Origin of the sequence: uncultured Campylobacter sp. (assembly GCF_938045465.1) — a bacterium.
Classification (GTDB): Bacteria; Campylobacterota; Campylobacteria; order Campylobacterales; family Campylobacteraceae; genus Campylobacter_B.
Genome location: NZ_CALIBF010000137.1, coordinates 1 through 16,275, shown reverse-complemented (window position 1 = coordinate 16,275; position 16,275 = coordinate 1). Strand labels below are relative to the sequence as shown.

The 16,275-nt window shown below is 47.8% G+C and carries 10 protein-coding genes, 1 tRNA gene and 2 rRNA genes; 10 read left to right on the top strand and 3 right to left on the bottom strand.

Annotation, left to right across the window (positions count from 1 at the left end):
• Positions 1 to 232 precede the first annotated feature (232 nt).
• Together Q0413_RS06765 and Q0413_RS06760 are read left to right on the top strand one after the other, a co-directional pair.
• Entirely contained in the window at positions 233 to 1,219 is a 987-nt protein-coding gene (locus tag Q0413_RS06765) for an amidohydrolase family protein (RefSeq protein ID WP_298988222.1), read from the top strand.
• A 509-nt stretch (positions 1,220 to 1,728) separates the two neighbouring features.
• Positions 1,729 to 1,860: a hypothetical protein gene (locus Q0413_RS06760; RefSeq protein ID WP_298988221.1), complete on the top strand. Its 132-nt coding sequence runs from the start codon at positions 1,729 to 1,731 to the stop codon at positions 1,858 to 1,860.
• Between the two features lie 804 nt (positions 1,861 to 2,664).
• Here Q0413_RS06760 and Q0413_RS06755 read toward each other — a convergent pair.
• Positions 2,665 to 3,357, bottom strand: a complete 693-nt coding sequence (locus Q0413_RS06755) for an alpha/beta hydrolase-fold protein (protein WP_298988220.1) — start codon at positions 3,355 to 3,357, stop codon at positions 2,665 to 2,667.
• A 79-nt stretch (positions 3,358 to 3,436) separates the two neighbouring features.
• On the opposite strand from Q0413_RS06755, the gene Q0413_RS06750 reads away from it, so the two are divergent.
• The 5 genes from Q0413_RS06750 (at position 3,437) to Q0413_RS06730 (ending at position 8,432) form a co-directional block, all read left to right on the top strand.
• A complete protein-coding gene (locus Q0413_RS06750; RefSeq protein ID WP_298988219.1) occupies positions 3,437 to 3,628 on the top strand; it encodes a hypothetical protein in 192 nt (63 codons plus the stop codon).
• Between the two features lie 210 nt (positions 3,629 to 3,838).
• Entirely contained in the window at positions 3,839 to 5,785 is a 1,947-nt protein-coding gene (abc-f, locus tag Q0413_RS06745; protein ID WP_298988218.1) for a ribosomal protection-like ABC-F family protein, read from the top strand.
• Positions 5,786 to 5,790: 5 nt separating this feature from the next.
• Positions 5,791 to 6,999, top strand: a complete 1,209-nt coding sequence (locus Q0413_RS06740; RefSeq protein WP_298988217.1) for a M48 family metallopeptidase — start codon at positions 5,791 to 5,793, stop codon at positions 6,997 to 6,999.
• Positions 6,986 to 7,786, top strand: coding sequence for a peptide chain release factor N(5)-glutamine methyltransferase (gene prmC / locus Q0413_RS06735; protein WP_298988216.1), 801 nt, complete (start codon positions 6,986 to 6,988; stop codon positions 7,784 to 7,786). The genes Q0413_RS06740 and prmC overlap by 14 nt, the downstream gene beginning before the upstream one ends.
• 7 nt (positions 7,787 to 7,793) lie before the next feature.
• Positions 7,794 to 8,432, top strand: coding sequence for a uracil-DNA glycosylase (locus tag Q0413_RS06730; protein WP_298988215.1), 639 nt, complete (start codon positions 7,794 to 7,796; stop codon positions 8,430 to 8,432).
• 487 nt (positions 8,433 to 8,919) lie between these two features.
• Here Q0413_RS06730 and Q0413_RS06725 read toward each other — a convergent pair whose 3' ends face one another.
• Both Q0413_RS06725 and Q0413_RS06720 read right to left on the bottom strand, forming a co-directional pair.
• Positions 8,920 to 9,315 (bottom strand): YbgC/FadM family acyl-CoA thioesterase, encoded by a 396-nt coding sequence (locus Q0413_RS06725; protein WP_298988214.1) that lies wholly within the window; start codon positions 9,313 to 9,315, stop codon positions 8,920 to 8,922.
• Positions 9,305 to 9,829, bottom strand: a complete 525-nt coding sequence (locus Q0413_RS06720; protein WP_298988213.1) for a DUF4149 domain-containing protein — start codon at positions 9,827 to 9,829, stop codon at positions 9,305 to 9,307. Before Q0413_RS06720 ends, Q0413_RS06725 begins: the two co-directional genes overlap by 11 nt.
• Before the next feature lie 834 nt (positions 9,830 to 10,663).
• On the opposite strand from Q0413_RS06720, the gene Q0413_RS06715 reads away from it, so the two are divergent.
• From Q0413_RS06715 to Q0413_RS06705, 3 genes are all read left to right on the top strand, one after another.
• Positions 10,664 to 12,176, top strand: a 16S ribosomal RNA gene (locus tag Q0413_RS06715).
• A gap of 340 nt (positions 12,177 to 12,516) precedes the next feature.
• A tRNA-Ala gene (locus tag Q0413_RS06710) sits at positions 12,517 to 12,592 on the top strand.
• Between the two features lie 653 nt (positions 12,593 to 13,245).
• A 23S ribosomal RNA gene (locus Q0413_RS06705) occupies positions 13,246 to 16,275 on the top strand; the annotation flags it as partial.

Here is a 16,275-nt window from a genome sequence, read left to right as displayed (position 1 = left end):
AATTGCGAGGTCAAACTTCTCGCGGAGGCGGCGCTGCCCCGCAGCACCGCATTGCTCTGCTCGCCCACAAACCCCACCTAACCCCCGACGACGCTTTATAAGGGGCGGACTGCATCCGCGCTAAATTCTATGCGCGGCAGGGCGCGGAGCGTAAATTTAAACTCGAATTTAAAATTCTAACCATTTACCGCAATTTGATATAAACTCGGCAAAATTTTCCCAAGGATCCCCGATGCAAACGCTTGATTTTCATGTCCATCTGTTAAGCAAGGAGGTGCGCTTCGATCGCCCTTACGACAGGCTCGCGCTGCGCCTTTTCGGCAGGCGCTTCGGCATAGACGTATCGCGCGCGATCAAAGAGCCATACGAGGCCTATGTGGACGCTCTGCTCGGCGGGCTTAGAGCTTCGAAATATGTTAAAAAGGCGGTGCTTTTCGGCGTGGATGCTAAATTTAGCGACGCGGGCGAGCTAATCCATCGCGATAAGACCGTCTGTGCGGACAACGACAGCGTGTTTGAAATTTATCAAAAAAACCCAGGTCTCATCGTGCCGTTTTTTAGCATCAATCCGAAGCGAGCGGACGCGCTAGATGAGATCGATCGCTGCTTCGAGCTCGGATTTAAGGGAGCGAAATTTTTACAAAATTATTGGGATCTGGATACGAGGCTGCCTCGCTACGTGCCGTATTTTGAAAAGCTCGCCAAGCTCGGCTTGCCGCTGGTGATCCACGTCGGCAACGAAAGCTCGGTGCCGAGCACGCGCCGCTGCGAGGCGCTGGAGATGATCTATGCGCCGCTTGAGTTGGGCGTCACGACGGTGTGTGCGCACATGGCGATTAACTACGAATATTCGCATATTTTTCGTGCGCTCTCGCGCCGCCCGCGAAATTTCGGACACGATTATTTCGCGCTTTTAGCGCTTCTGCGCACACACAAGAACCTCTACGCCGATGTTTCGGCGCTGATGACGCCGGTGCGCGCGAAAGCCCTGCCACATCTGGCGAGCCAAACGGACGTGCACTCGCGCCTGTTTTACGCTTCAGACTTTCCGGTGCCGTATTCTGCGATATACAACACCTACGATCTGCGCCTGTCGCAGCGTATCGCGCTGCATAAAGAGCCCAACCCTTTCGATCGCAACGCGCGCGGGCTGCTCGCGTATTTCGGCGAGGAGAGCGAGCTGTGGAGCAATTACAAAAAAATTCTGCCCTTTGCATAGACGGTGAAATTCGGTGAAATTTAAGAGGCGGGCGTGAATTTTATAAAATATTTTTTCTCGGAAATTTTTAGATTATTTAAGCTTCTCGTAAGCGCCACGCTTGTGCTAGCTGCGGGGTTTTTAATCTACAAACTATTCTTTTCGGAGCCGGTTTAGCGGAAAATTACGAGCAAAATCGCGTTCAAATTTTAGCCCTGCGCGATTTTGCGCGCGAGATAAGCCCGAAGGAGTTTCTTTTGACGTTCGTTTTGATGGCGACGAGGTCTCAAGTATGAGAGCCGTGAATAAAGACAAAAACCAAAGTGCGAGTTTTTAGACGAACGAGCGCGCTGTTTTAAAAATCCTAGGCTGGGATTTTTGGGACTTTTAATGAACTTAAAGCCAAAGCAAAAAGCGCAAATGCCCAGGGCATAAGCATCTGGGAAGGCGAGGGTAAAACCGCTATTTATTACAAAGACGGGTTTGTCTCGGAATTTTACGAGATTTTCGAGGGTTCTGCGAGCGAGGCGGTGAAAAAAGACTACGAGATCGGCTGTGATGATAGATTTGCCGCAGACGGCATGGTGATGGCGCGCGACGGAGGCGCTACGACGGGCTTTATATGCGTGGATCGTGACGGCTACGGCATCAAACGCAGGTAAATTTTACAGCGGTTTTGCATGAAATTTTAGCGGGAATTTTTGTAAAAATTTTTACCGTTGCTGCAGAGATTTTGCAAGAATTTTTGCTGTTATTGCGGATATTTTAGGGTTGTTAAGAATACTTTGTCGCGCCTGTTTTGTTGCGCCCGCCGTTTAACCGCCCGCCCGACGCTAAATTAAAATTTAAACCGAGCAGCACGTATCGTAGTATCAAAGCACTCTTTGACGCAGCGCAAATCTTGAAATTTCAGTGATTTAATTTAGCTAGCAGTTACACTAAATGAAACGGCGAAATCATACGCGGCGGTGAGTTGCTGTTTAAATTTAGCTTGCAGGCACGTTAAATCCTAGCCGCGACATGATTTGCTTTAAATTTTACAACGACAGCTCGTTTTAAATTTTAAACCATTAGTGCAACCTGCAAAAATTTAGCGGTGCCCGCCTAAAATTTGCATTGTACCGCGCCGCCTGTGCCGCACCGGCGCCGCGTCGTGTGATTTACGTTCAAACGAATCGCACTTATCAAAGCCGCTAAAATACCAACTACGCGCTGTCCTATTCGCGCTGCATCGCGATACACCATTCTTGTCGCACCGCTCACGCTGTAAAATTTCAACGCAGGTTTGTTTTAAATTTCATTGCATCGCACAAAAAACCTTTGCGCGAGAAATTTCAACGATAGCTCACTTTAAATTTACGCTTCGTGCCGCTTCTCGGCTCGTTTGTTTCAATCTCTCGCTACTCCTATTCTGTCGCGCCTGTCGCTTGACAGCCGTCCCGTTAAATTTTAAATTTCCACGAATTTTAAGAATTTACGAGGCTTAAAAATGCCTTTGAAATTCTTGCGATCTCATCTTGCATATGCCCGCCCGGATTTTGCTCAAACTCCGCTTTTGCGCCCGCACTGCGGCATTTTGCGATAAAATTTCGCGCCGTCTCGCCGCAGAGTGCTCCGCGCGGATTTTTCGGGTTCATCTCAGCCTCGCCCAAGGACGCGTAGACGTATGCCAACCCCCTTTGCGGCGAGTGTGCGGCGACGAAGGCGTCAAATCCGCCGAACCAAAACGACGCCGAGACGCAGGCGATCTTTTGAAATTTATCGCTCGCAAACGCCGCATACGCGCTAAAAAGTCCAGCCAGCGAGTATCCCGCGCACGCTCGCCACGAAGGCTTTCCCGCGCCGAATACGTGCCGCTCGATACGCGGGATCAACTCGTTCGTAAATTTTTCCAAGTGCGCCGCGCCGCCGCCTGCGAAATCGCGCACCCCCTTAAACGGCGATTTTGCCGCCCACGGGCTAAGCTTATCGCCCCACTGCGCCTCGTTTAGATAGATCGCCGCAAGCACGAAATCCGCGCCGCTTTGTCGCGAGACGAACTCGTAAATTTCGCCCGTGCTAGCCGCGCTAAAATCCAAGGCGTGCAAGTAGATGATCGGCACGGCACCCAAGCGGGGCGGGGCGGTTTGTGCGGACGCGGTGAGTACTGTATTCTGCATCGATGACGCGGGCGAAATCGAGTCGGTAGTTGCCGTAAATTTTGGTGTAGTATCTAGTGTGGACGACGCGGCGGGTTGAATGGCTTGTGCTTTAGGCGCGGCTAGAGAGGAGGGCGAAGCGGGCGCGATGAGCGTAACGAGCGGTGTGTTCGGTGCTGCAAACGCGGGAGGCTCAGATGAAGCAGCCTGCGCAGACAGACCGAACGAAACGGCGGGTGGATCATCCTGTGCGAATATGGGAGGCGTGCCAAGCTCGAATGAGACAATATGAGCGGATGCAGAGGTATCGGGCGGGGTATCCGGCGTGGATCTGAGAGGCTGCGCACGCGTGGCTGACGCAAAAGACGGCGCGTGCGGGGCGAAAATTTCTACGCGCAGGCCGTTAAATTCCAAACTTTGCATCGCTAAAGCCTTAAAAGTTATTAAAATTTAATAGAATTTTGTGTAAAATCACCGAATTTAACACTAGAGGAACTTAAAATTGGCTTTGATCGAGCTTATCGATGTTACGAAAAAATTCGGCTCTCACGTCGTTTTAGACGGCGTAAATTTCGCACTGGACGCCAATGAGCGCGTTGCCGTGATCGGCAAAAACGGCGGCGGCAAATCCACGTTGATGAAGATAATTGCGGGTCTGTGCGAGATCGACGAGGGGCGTGTGATCACTCAAAACGGGCTAAATATCCAGATGCTCGCTCAAACGCCGAAATTTGAAGACAATCTCTCGGTCAAAGACGCGTTGCGAAGGGAGCTAGCCGAAATTTACGCCGCCCTTAGCGAATATGACACGATCTCGAGCGAAATCGCCGCACAGCCCGAAAACAAGGAACTTTTAGCGCGCCAAGACGAATTGATTAAATTTATCGAGGCCAAGGACGGCTGGCAGATCGACAATAAGATCGAGCAGGTACTGCAAAATTTCGGGCTTAAAATTTACGAAAACCGCTCCGTCTGCACGCTTAGCGGCGGCGAAATTCGTCGCGTGGCGCTGGGCGCGCTGGTGCTTAAAAAGCCCGACGTGCTGCTGCTGGACGAGCCCACGAACCACCTCGACGTCTATATGGTGAAATTCTTAGAAGATATGCTGCTTAGCTCGAAGCAGACCATCGTTTTTATCAGCCACGATCGCTACTTCATCGACCGCTTGGCGACGCGCAGTATCGAGATCGAAGAGGGTAAAATTTCAAATTTCGACGGCGGGTATGAGAACTATCTGAGGCGCAAGCAGGAGATGCTTGCTTCGCTCGAAAAGTCCCACGAGACGCTGCTTAAACAGCTGCGCGCCGAGGAGGAGTGGCTGCACCGCGGCGTAAAAGCTCGCCTAAAGCGCAACGAAGGGCGCAAGGCGCGTATCATGCAGATGAGGCAGGATGCGAAGAAAAACCCGGGCGCGATCCGTCGCGTGCGGCTCGAGCTGGAGCGCGCGAGCAGGAGCTTTAACGGCACGGGCGGCGACAATCGCAAAAAGATGCTTTTTGAATGCACGAATATCGGTAAAATTTTAAACGGCAAGGTGCTTTTTAAGGGCTTTTCGGCACGGGTTTTGCAGGGCGAGCGCATCGGTATCGTAGGCGCCAACGGCGCGGGCAAAAGCACTCTGCTTAAAATTTTACTCGGCCGCAGTAAGATCGATGCGGGCGAGATCAAACGCGGCGAGATCAGGATCGGCTACTTCGATCAGACCCGCAGCGGCATCACGGACGATAAAAGCATAATCGAAATTTTCTGCCCCAACGGCGGCGATCACATAAGCGTCCGTGGCAGCTACATGCATGTATATGGGTATTTGAAAAATTTCTTATTTCCGAAGGAGTTTTTAGACAAGCCCGTGGGCGTGCTTAGCGGCGGTGAAAAGAACCGCCTGGCGCTTGCCAAGCTCTTTACCGAGCAGTATGATTGTCTGATCTTGGACGAGCCGACGAACGATCTTGATATCGCGACGATCAATATTTTGGAGGATTATCTGCTAAGTTTCGAAGGTGCGGTAATCATCGTAAGCCACGATCGCTATTTCATCGATAAGATCACGAATAAGCTTTGGGTTTTTGAAAAAAATGGCACGATCGATCAAATTCAAATGCCCTATTCGCAATATTTGGAGTTTGAAGACGAGATGGCGGAGATTAATCAGATCGAGGCCGACGCTGGCGCGAGCGCAGAGGAGAGCGGTCGCGAAAACAAAAAGGAGAAAACGAGCGCCGCGAAGCTTAGCTATAAGCAGAATAAAATTTTAGAGGAGTACCCCGCTAAGATCGAGGCTATCGAGGCGCGCATAAAGGAGCTAAATCACGCGCTCTCAACGCCTGAAATTTATCAAAAGCTCGGGATGCAGGGGCTTTTTGAAGAACTTGAAGAAAAAAGAGGAACGTTAAACAGTATGGAAAATGAATATTACGAAGTGCTTTCGCTCGCCGAGAGCCTAAAGTAGGCGCGATGGTTTGGTTTTTGATCTTTTTATACGCGCTTTACACGATTTATAAAATTTCGCTCGATCTGCTTGAGCTAAGCTTCATCCGCGCCAAGCTAAAAGAGCCTGCAGTGGTGCTTAGCGAGGAGGATTATCGCAAAGCGGGCGAGGTCGGCGCGGTAAATTTAAAATTTAATATATTTTCGCACTGCTTTTCTTTTGCGGTGGCGCTTATTTGGATACTTGCGGGCGCTGGCGCGTTACAGCGCGCGATATATGATCTAGCGGGCGACGGGATTTTTGCGCAGAGCTGCTTCGTAACGGCGTTTTTAATCATCGGCGGCGCGATATCGCTTCCGCTTGAGATTTACAAAACCTTCGTCAAAGACAGGCGCCTAGGCTTTTCCACGATAACGCCCGCCGTTTTCGTAAAAGATGCGCTAAAATCGCTCATACTCACGCTGGTTTTTGGCTTTGCGGTAGCCTCTGCGCTCGTTTTTTGCGTAAATAGCTTGGGCGCGCACTGGTGGGTCTGGGGCTTTTTGCTAAGCTTCGGCATAGTTTTACTGATAAATTTAATCTATCCGACCGTTATCGCGCCGCTGTTTAATAAGATGCAGCCGCTAGAGCACGGCGAGCTAAAAGAGCGCATAGAGGGGCTTTTGCAGCGCTGCGGCTTTAAAAGTAGCGGCGTTTTTACGATTGACGCTAGCAAGCGCGACAAGCGCCTAAACGCCTATTTCGGCGGCTTCGGTGCGACGAAAAAGGTCGTGCTTTTCGACACGCTCATAGAGAAGCTGAGCGAGGATGAAATTTTGGCCGTTTTAGGGCACGAGCTCGGGCATTTCAAACACGGCGATATTTTGAAAAATTTAGCGCTTAGCTTCGTGCTTTTGGGCGCGACGTTCGCGGTATTCGGAAACCTCCCCGCAGGCGTATTTAGCGCGCTAGGACTTAACGCGGACGGCGGCGCGACGCTGGTTTTTATGATTTTGTTTGCGCCGATCTTGCATGCGTTTTTTGAGCCCGTAATCTCCAAGCTTAGCCGCATGCACGAATTTAGCGCGGACCGGCATGGCGCCAGCATGCAGGATAAAAAGAGTATGATCGGCGCGCTAAAGAAGCTGGGCAGCGAAAACAAGGCGTTTCCGCTCGCTCATAAAATTTACGCTGCGGTGTATCATTCGCACCCGAGCCTGTATGAGCGCATAAGAGAGCTTGATGAGGATCGCTGAGGCGCTAAGATGGGGGCTGGAGCAGTGCGGCTCAAAATACGTCGCGCGCGAAATTTTAAAGCTTTGCGAGAGCATTAGCAGCGAAGAACTCGTGCTAAGATGCTCGGAAGAGCTCGCGCATGAAGCGGAGTTTCGCGCTAAGATCATTGAATTTAAAGACGGTCGCCCGCTTGAATACATCACGCAAAGCCGCGAGTTTATGGGCTTTAAATTTTACGTCGATGAGCGGGTGCTGATACCGCGCTGCGAGACCGAAATTTTAGTAAAAAAGGCGCTTGCTTTGGCGCATAGCTTGGGCGAGCCGCGCATTTGCGAGATCGGCACGGGCAGCGGCATAATCGCTATATGCTTAAAAAAACTCCTTCCTTCTTGCCGCATCGCGGCTAGCGACATCAGCGCGGATGCGCTTGAGGTGGCGCGCGCAAATGCCGCAAGCTTAGGCGCAGACGTCGAGTTCGTACACTGCGCTTACGCGGATGAGATCGCGGGCGAGTTTGATCTCATCGTCTCAAATCCCCCATACATCGCAAATTCCTACGCATTGGATGCGCGTGTGCTGCAAGAGCCGAAGGCGGCGCTGTTTGGCGGCGAGAGGGGGGATGAAATTTTAAAACGCATCGTGCTGATCGCCGCACGGCGCGCAAAATTTCTAGTCTGCGAGATGGGCTACGATCAAAAGCAGAGCTTGTCGGCATTTTTGCGCGAGCAGGGCTTTAGGGCGGAATTTTACAAAGATTTGGCGCAGTTTGATCGCGGATTCGTCGCGCGAAATTTAAACAGATCGTAGGCGCGCCGTGCAAAGCTCGCAACTACGCAGACTGCTTTATTACAAAGCGTTCGGCTACCGCTACGTAAGCGCTGAAATTTTAAGCGGCGGCGCGCGATTTTTCAAGGCGCTGGATACGCTAAAATCCGCTACCGCCGAGTGCAATCTCTGCGAGCTTGCCAAAACGCGCACGAGCTCTAGCGAGCAAAATTTTAAAAATTTCAAAACTCCCGCGAGCGTAAAACTTATGATCGTAGCTCTTGCGCCGGGCGTTAGCGAGGGTTTTGGCGGCGGCTTGGAGGCTGAGATTGAAGCGGCGCTAGATCAAATTTGCGCGCCCGAGCAGATCTATTTTAGCTTTCTGATAAGGTGCACAGTGCCGCAAAATAGGCGCATAAGCTCGGAAATAATTTTAAAATGCGCGCCCTATCTGACCGACGAGATCAAAATTTTAAAACCCAAAGTCGTGCTCTGCCTAGGGGAGCTCTGCTGTAAAATCGTGCTGCGAAACGGCGATCTAGCGGGCATGGACGCGCTGCACGGCTCGGTCTTTAACGAGGACGGTATCAGCTTCGTGCCGAGCTTCGATCCCGCATTCATCGCGCAAAATCCGAGCAAGGCGGAGCTTTTCAAAGAGGATTTGCAAAAGATAAAAGGGCTGCTGTGAGGCGCGTTTTGGCGCTTTCTTTGCGCGCTATTTTGATTTTGCGCGCGGCTTTGTGCGGGCGCCTAGTTTGTGGATTGTGCCTACGCGGATGAGATCGCTGGCGAATTTGATCGGCTTAAATTTTACAGGCGAGCGGGATTTTAGCGGAGTAAAACACAGACTCGATCTGCGCGAGTTTAAATTTAAAAGCGAGAAAATTTCATAAAGCGGCGGAGCGGGGCAAAATTTAACGCCATTGCAAAATTTTGATATTTCAAATTTTGTTTTCTATCTAGCTATCTCGGGTGCGTGAGGGGTTTATGTCACGACGTAGCATCAAAATTTAAACCTCAATACCGAGCGAAATTTTATGTCGTAAATTTTATCTCGCCTGCAAATTTTATTACTGCCCAAGAGCTTTGCGCATTCTTAGATTTTATGCCGAAGATCGATCTGCGCTATGTTTGTGCCGCACGCGACTAGGTAAATTTGAACCCGCGAAATAAATTTATCTCAAAGATTTGAAAAATTCTAAAATTTCGGCGCTAAATTTGATCGGTCTGCCGTCTTTTACGAAGGCAATTTTTACGTCCTGCGCGTATAAAAGCTCGTTAAAATTCGCGTTTTTAATATCTTTGATCTTGTAAATTTCTTGTCGCAAAAGGGCACTGGCGTTTTTGAGCGCGGCTAGGCTCGTGCGAATTTCAAGCGTGTCTCCGAGGCGCGCGGGGCGCAGAAATTTGGCGCAAAGCTCGCTAACTACGAAGTATGCGTCTGCGCGCGCGAAGTCCACTCCTGCCTGCATAAGCGCCTCGCTGCGCGCCCGCTCGCAAAATTTTATGTAGTTGGCGTGATACACGATGCCCTGCGCGTCGGTATCTTCGTAGTAAATTCTAATCTTCATTCCGCGCGTCTTTCGCCGCCGCGACATCTCTAGCAGCCAGGGCGGGGAGGATTTTTGCGAAAAACAGCACCGCTTGGAACACGATGATGAGCTTCATGCACCATTCGCTAGCCGCGTGGATTTGGGCAAATTCCGGCGTCATCGTCGCTTCTGCACCGATCTTTTGCGCATTTATGACGTAGTCGGTAAAGTAAAGCACGAAAAGTAGGGCAAGTATGATATTTACGAGCGTCAGCATCAGGGTCGAAAGGCGCAAGCGAAACGATTGCGATTTGTTGTTGTTGAAATTTATCATCTCAAAAACGAGGCAGATGATCGAGACCGCGATGAGGATGCCGCCGTATTTTACGAAGATCTCGCTCATTAGCTTGCCGCTTTGAAAGTGCGATAGCACGCCCTCTCCGATAATCTGCTGCGGGAAAAATACCACGGGCGCGACGAGTGCGCCGAGCGAGAGCTCGATGCCGATAAGGGCCGCGATGATGAAGATATAGATAGAAAAAATTGCGCGCATAGAAATCCTTTTAATTTTGATAAATTTTAAATCGGACGTGATTATAGCGAAATCTTATAATCGTGCGCTTAAGTGTTTTGCAAGCAGGTTTTATGCGCGAACGGGTGCGGTCGGCGGTCGCGAATTGCGGTATAATCAAATTTTAGTTTGGATGCGGTCGTTTGCGAAATTTATAAAATTTTTACGGAGGCTGGAGATGAAATTTGTGCCAGGCGCGTTAAGCATAAAATTTCATTATAAAAATTTAAAATTTTCCAAATCGTTTTTTAAAATTTCTCTTAATTATTCAGCCCCCTTTAAGCATCGCTCTTGTATAATCACAATTCTGTTTCGCACCGAGCCGAACCTGCTTCCTTAAGTCTTAAGTCCTAGTAGTTTTAGCCTTTTAGCGAACGCGTTTTTTAAAATTTAACTGTTAAAAACAAATATCTTTAGTCAATCTTTGAAATCTAAACAAGTGATCGATTGAGCCTATGGATTAAGATTTAGATCGCTGGATCGAATTTAGATTATTTTTTACATCCGTAACGAATATCTAATTAGCATCTAGCTTTAACTAAACCTATCCATAAAAACAATGTTACAAAAACATAAAGTTTTTAGATTAAAAACTTCATAATGGCATCTACCTGTATAAGTATAAAGAGTTTAAATCATAGATTAAATTTAAGACGCATAAGTAAGATCTGAGCCAAGCTTCGGTTTTTTAATGCTATCCTTAGAAATTTATGATTTGCGAAAAACTTGTTTTTCGCAAATCTTTGTAGCTTTAGGTGGATGCAGGGAGCGAAAGCTCCCGCTCGCAGTAACGGCTTTGCCGTTGCGAGAAGTATAAATATGGAGAGTTTGATCCTGGCTCAGAGTGAACGCTGGCGGCGTGCCTAATACATGCAAGTCGAACGGAATTTAAAAGAGCTTGCTCTTTTAAATTTAGTGGCGCACGGGTGAGTAATATATAGCTAATCTGCCCCTTGCTGGAGGACAACAGTTAGAAATGACTGCTAATACTCCATACTCCTTTTTACCATAAGATAAATCGGGAAAGAATTTCGGCAAGGGATGAGACTATATCGTATCAGCTAGTCGGTGGGGTAACGGCCTACCGAGGCTATGACGCGTAACTGGTCTGAGAGGATGATCAGTCACATTGGAACTGAGACACGGTCCAAACTCCTACGGGAGGCAGCAGTAGGGAATATTGCGCAATGGGGGAAACCCTGACGCAGCAACGCCGCGTGGAGGATGACACTTTTCGGAGCGTAAACTCCTTTTGTTAGGGAAGAATAATGACGGTACCTAACGAATAAGCACCGGCTAACTCCGTGCCAGCAGCCGCGGTAATACGGAGGGTGCAAGCGTTACTCGGAATCACTGGGCGTAAAGGACGCGTAGGCGGATTATCAAGTCTCTTGTGAAATCTAACGGCTCAACCGTTAAACTGCTTGGGAAACTGATAATCTAGAGTAAGGGAGAGGCAGATGGAATTCTTGGTGTAGGGGTAAAATCCGTAGATATCAAGAAGAATACCTATTGCGAAGGCGATCTGCTGGAACTTAACTGACGCTAATGCGTGAAAGCGTGGGGAGCAAACAGGATTAGATACCCTGGTAGTCCACGCCCTAAACGATGTATACCGGTTGTTGCTGTGCTAGTCACGGCAGTAATCCACCTAACGGATTAAGTATACCGCCTGGGGAGTACGGTCGCAAGATTAAAACTCAAAGGAATAGACGGGGACCCGCACAAGCGGTGGAGCATGTGGTTTAATTCGAAGATACGCGAAGAACCTTACCCGGACTTGATATCTAACAAATCATCCAGAGATGGAAGAGTGTCTGCTTGCAGAAATGTTAAGACAGGTGCTGCACGGCTGTCGTCAGCTCGTGTCGTGAGATGTTGGGTTAAGTCCCGCAACGAGCGCAACCCACGTCATTAGTTGCTAACGGTTCGGCCGAGCACTCTAATGAGACTGCCTTCGTAAGGAGGAGGAAGGTGTGGACGACGTCAAGTCATCATGGCCCTTATGTCCGGGGCGACACACGTGCTACAATGGCATATACAATAAGACGCAATATCGTAAGATGGAGCAAATCTAAAAAATATGTCCCAGTTCGGATTGGAGTCTGCAACTCGACTCCATGAAGCCGGAATCGCTAGTAATCGTAGATCAGCCATGCTACGGTGAATACGTTCCCGGGTCTTGTACTCACCGCCCGTCACACCATGGGAGTTGATTTCACTCGAAGCGGGAATGCGAAATTCGCTACCCTCCACAGTGGAATCAGCGACTGGGGTGAAGTCGTAACAAGGTAACCGTAGGAGAACCTGCGGTTGGATCACCTCCTTTCTAGAGTACAAATAGATATCCTCTCACAAGGTATCTATCATAAAGTCTTAGCGCTAACATATGTTTAGCTCTAAGCATGCTCAATCGAGCTTGTTTAGGTTTGAGAGATTGACGGACAAGATTAAAATTTTAGTCTTGTATTTTATAAGCTATTTTCCTTAATATATTGAAGTAAGAATTAATTGCTTAATACAATCTATTTTATATTGTTAAAATAGATTTGTTTAGATTTTTTTCTTAGACGAGGAAGTTTTAAGAAAATCAAGGAGCGTATTAGATATACGCGACGCCGATTTTTGCAAAAACTGACGAGGTATAAGGAAAAAAGATAAGCGAAGATGGGGAATTAGCTCAGCTGGGAGAGCGCCTGCTTTGCACGCAGGAGGTCAGCGGTTCGATCCCGCTATTCTCCACCATAAGATATTTGCGCCATATTTAATTTGATGTTAAATCTAAATAGAGAATTTTAACTCGGTTTTACTCAAGCGTATCGGTTTGTTAAATTTAGCAAATTTGATCAATCTATCATAACTTAAAATTTTCTATTTAGGTTTAGCCTAAACGTTCTTTAAAGTACCATTGTTAAAGTCACAATCAAGTTTTAATAAAACAATTTTACAGGACTTGTTAAAGCTTTGATTATTCGAAGTGATGCCAAGCCTTTAGCCTTATTATGTTATCCAAAGCTAAAAGCTAAGATCAATACACGCTTATAGAGCCTAACTTACTTTATAAGTTTGATCTCTTTCCGTCTTAATTCGAGTTAATCAAATACTATAGAATAAATTTAACGCTTCGGTTTTAAAGATAGGGCATATTTAAAAGCTCTTATCTGTAAATCAACCGCTTAGTTAGATCGGTTTTATCTTTAGCAAGGAAGTAATGCGAATTAGAATATATAAATAAATAGTCTAAGTATTTTTTACGGACCTAATCCTAAATGAGTTTCTTTTAATGGAAATTTTACAGCAACGCCGAAAGCGTTGCTGTGCTTTAGGTGGGTTGAGGGAGCGAAGCTCCCCATCGCAAAGGCCGGCTTTGCCGGTCTGCGAAGTAAAAAATATATAAAAGGTAAGCTACTAAGAGCGAACGGTGGATGCCTTGGCTAGTAGAGGCGATGAAAGACGTGCCAGGCTGCGATAAGTCTCGGGGAGCCGTCAAGGGGCTTTGATCCGGGAATTTCTGAATGGGGCAACCCAATACATAGCGATATGTGTTACCATTAATGGAGCCAACGCGGGGAACTGAAACATCTAAGTACCCGCAGGAAGAGAAATCAATAGAGATTACGCTAGTAGCGGCGAGCGAACGCGTAAGAGGGCAAACCACTAGTTTACTAGTGGGGTTGTAGGACCGCAACATAGACTAGGATCTGATAATAGAACAATCTGGAAAGGTTAGGCATAGAGGGTGATACTCCCGTATATGAAATCACATCCTTACTTAGCGGTATCCTGAGTAGGACGGGACACGTGAAATCCTGTCTGAAGCCGGGTCGACCACGATCCAACCCTAAATACTACTACTAGACCGATAGCGTACAAGTACCGTGAGGGAAAGGTGAAAAGAACGGCGGTGAGCCGAGTGAAATAGAACCTGAAACCGTTTGCTTACAATCATTCAGAGCACTATGCTATGCTCTTTAAAATTAATCCAGCTTGGCTTTTTAGCCCTTTTTTATGAAACTGCGACTGCGGCAGCCGGATCCGGCTAGCCTTGCCTTGTTTCATAAAAAATCATCTAAAAATCCTGCGCATTTGAAATTCTAAATTTTAAATCTAATAAAATTCATCATAGATAACACAAATAGAATTTTATAGTCTAAATTTAGAGATAACGATTAGCGATTAGTTTTAATGAGTATAGCAGTGTGATGGACTGCCTTTTGCATAATGAGCCTGCGAGTTGTGGTGTCTGGCGAGGTTAAGGAAACCCGGAGCCGTAGCGAAAGCGAGTCTTAATAGGGCGATTAGTCAGATGCTGCAGACCCGAAACGATGTGATCTATCCATGAGCAGGTTGAAGCCGGTGTAAGAGCCGGTGGAGGACCCAACCGACGGCCGTTGAAAAGGCTCCGGATGACTTGTGGATAGGGGTGAAAGGCCAATCAAACATCGTGATAGCTGGTTCTCTCCGAAATATATTGAGGTATAGCGTCGTGTAGTAGTTATAAGGGGTAGAGCACTGAATGGGCTAGGGCATACACCAATGTACCAAACCCTATCAAACTCCGAATACTTATAGCGTAACCACGGCAGTCAGGCGGCGAGTGATAAAATCCGTCGTCAAGAGGGAAACAACCCGGACTAACAGCTAAGGTCCCCAAATCTCATTTAAGTGGAAAACGATGTGAAGTTACTGAAACAACCAGGAGGTTGGCTTAGAAGCAGCCATCCTTTAAAGATAGCGTAATAGCTCACTGGTCTAGTGATTTTGCGCGGAAAATATAACGGGGCTAAAATGAGTACCGAAGCTTTAGACTTGCACTTAATCATTTATACTTGGCTTGGCTTTTGAGCGTCTTTAAATGAGCTCGTAAAAATAAATGCTCACGAACTATATGTTCGCTCCGCTTTATTTTTACGTCGCAACATTTAAATCCATCTCAAAAATCCTACGCCATCTTGAGTTCAAATTTGAACTAAACGTCTTAATCTAAATTTAGAAATTTCAAATTTCTTAGAATTTTAAAATTTAGCAACAAAAGCAAAAAAATAAGCCGCAAGAAAAGTATAAATCATTAAGTGCAAGTGGTAGGAGAGCGTTCCAATCAGCGTCGAAGCCGTACCGGTAAGGAGCGGTGGAGCGGTTGGAAGTGAGCATGCAGGCATGAGTAGCGATAAAATACGTGAGAATCGTATTCGCCGTAAACCCAAGGTTTCCTACGCGATGCTCGTCATCGTAGGGTTAGTCGGGTCCTAAGCAAAGTCCGAAAGGGGTATGCGATGGAAAATCGGTTAATATTCCGATACCGATATCAGTGTGCGACGGAAGGACGCTTAAAGTTAGTGGAGCTAGCGGATGGAAGTGCTAGTCTAAGGAAGTAGGTTGAGTTATAGGCAAATCCGTAACTCTTTATCCGAGATCTGAAAGGCTTCTGACGCTCTTCGGAGTAGATGAAGAATCCATGATACTATCGAGCCGAGAAAAGTTTCTAAGTTTAGCTGATATCGCCCGTACCGTAAACCGACACAGGTGGGTGGGATGAGTATTCTAAGGCGCGTGGAAGAACTCTCTTTAAGGAACTCTGCAAAATAGCACCGTATCTTCGGTATAAGGTGTGCCTAGCTTCGTTAAGAATTTACTTCGTAAGCGAAGAAGGTTACAACAAAGAGTCCCTCCCGACTGTTTACCATAAACACAGCACTCTGCTAACTCGTAAGAGGATGTATAGGGTGTGACGCCTGCCCGGTGCTCGAAGGTTAATTGATGATGTTAGCTTACGCAAAGCATCTGATCGAAGCCCGAGTAAACGGCGGCCGTAACTATAACGGTCCTAAGGTAGCGAAATTCCTTGTCGGTTAAATACCGACCTGCATGAATGGCGTAACGAGATGGGAGCTGTCTCAAAGAGGGATCCAGTGAAATTGTAGTGGAGGTGAAAATTCCTCCTACCCGCGGCAAGACGGAGAGACCCCGTGGACCTTTACTATAGCTTGACACTGCTACTTGGATAAAGATGCGCAGGATAGGTGGGAGGCTTCGATTCGTAGATCTCGGTTTACGATGAGCCATTGTTGAGATACCACTCTTCTTTATTCGGGTAGCTAACTAGCCTAAGTTATCCTTAGGTAGGACAATGTCTGGTGGGTAGTTTGACTGGGGCGGTCGCCTCCCAAAATGTAACGGAGGCTTACAAAGGTTGGCTCAAAGCGGTTGGAAATCGCTTGCAGAGTATAAAGGCAAAAGCCAGCTTAACTGCGAGACATACACGTCGAGCAGAGACGAAAGTCGGTCTTAGTGATCCGGTGGTTCTGTGTGGAAGGGCCATCGCTCAAAGGATAAAAGGTACCCCGGGGATAACAGGCTGATCTCCCCCAAGAGCTCACATCGACGGGGAGGTTTGGCACCTCGATGTCGGCTCATCGCATCCTGGGGCT

Coding starts and splice junctions, on each gene's coding strand:
- Q0413_RS06755 (WP_298988220.1), bottom strand. CDS start 3,357: ATGCAGAATACAGTACTCACCGCGTCCGCACAAACCGCCCCGCCCCGC.
- Q0413_RS06740 (WP_298988217.1), top strand. CDS start 5,791: ATGGTTTGGTTTTTGATCTTTTTATACGCGCTTTACACGATTTATAAA.
- prmC (WP_298988216.1), top strand. CDS start 6,986: ATGAGGATCGCTGAGGCGCTAAGATGGGGGCTGGAGCAGTGCGGCTCA.
- Q0413_RS06750 (WP_298988219.1), top strand. CDS start 3,437: ATGGCTTGTGCTTTAGGCGCGGCTAGAGAGGAGGGCGAAGCGGGCGCG.
- Q0413_RS06720 (WP_298988213.1), bottom strand. CDS start 9,829: ATGCGCGCAATTTTTTCTATCTATATCTTCATCATCGCGGCCCTTATC.
- Q0413_RS06765 (WP_298988222.1), top strand. CDS start 233: ATGCAAACGCTTGATTTTCATGTCCATCTGTTAAGCAAGGAGGTGCGC.
- Q0413_RS06725 (WP_298988214.1), bottom strand. CDS start 9,315: ATGAAGATTAGAATTTACTACGAAGATACCGACGCGCAGGGCATCGTG.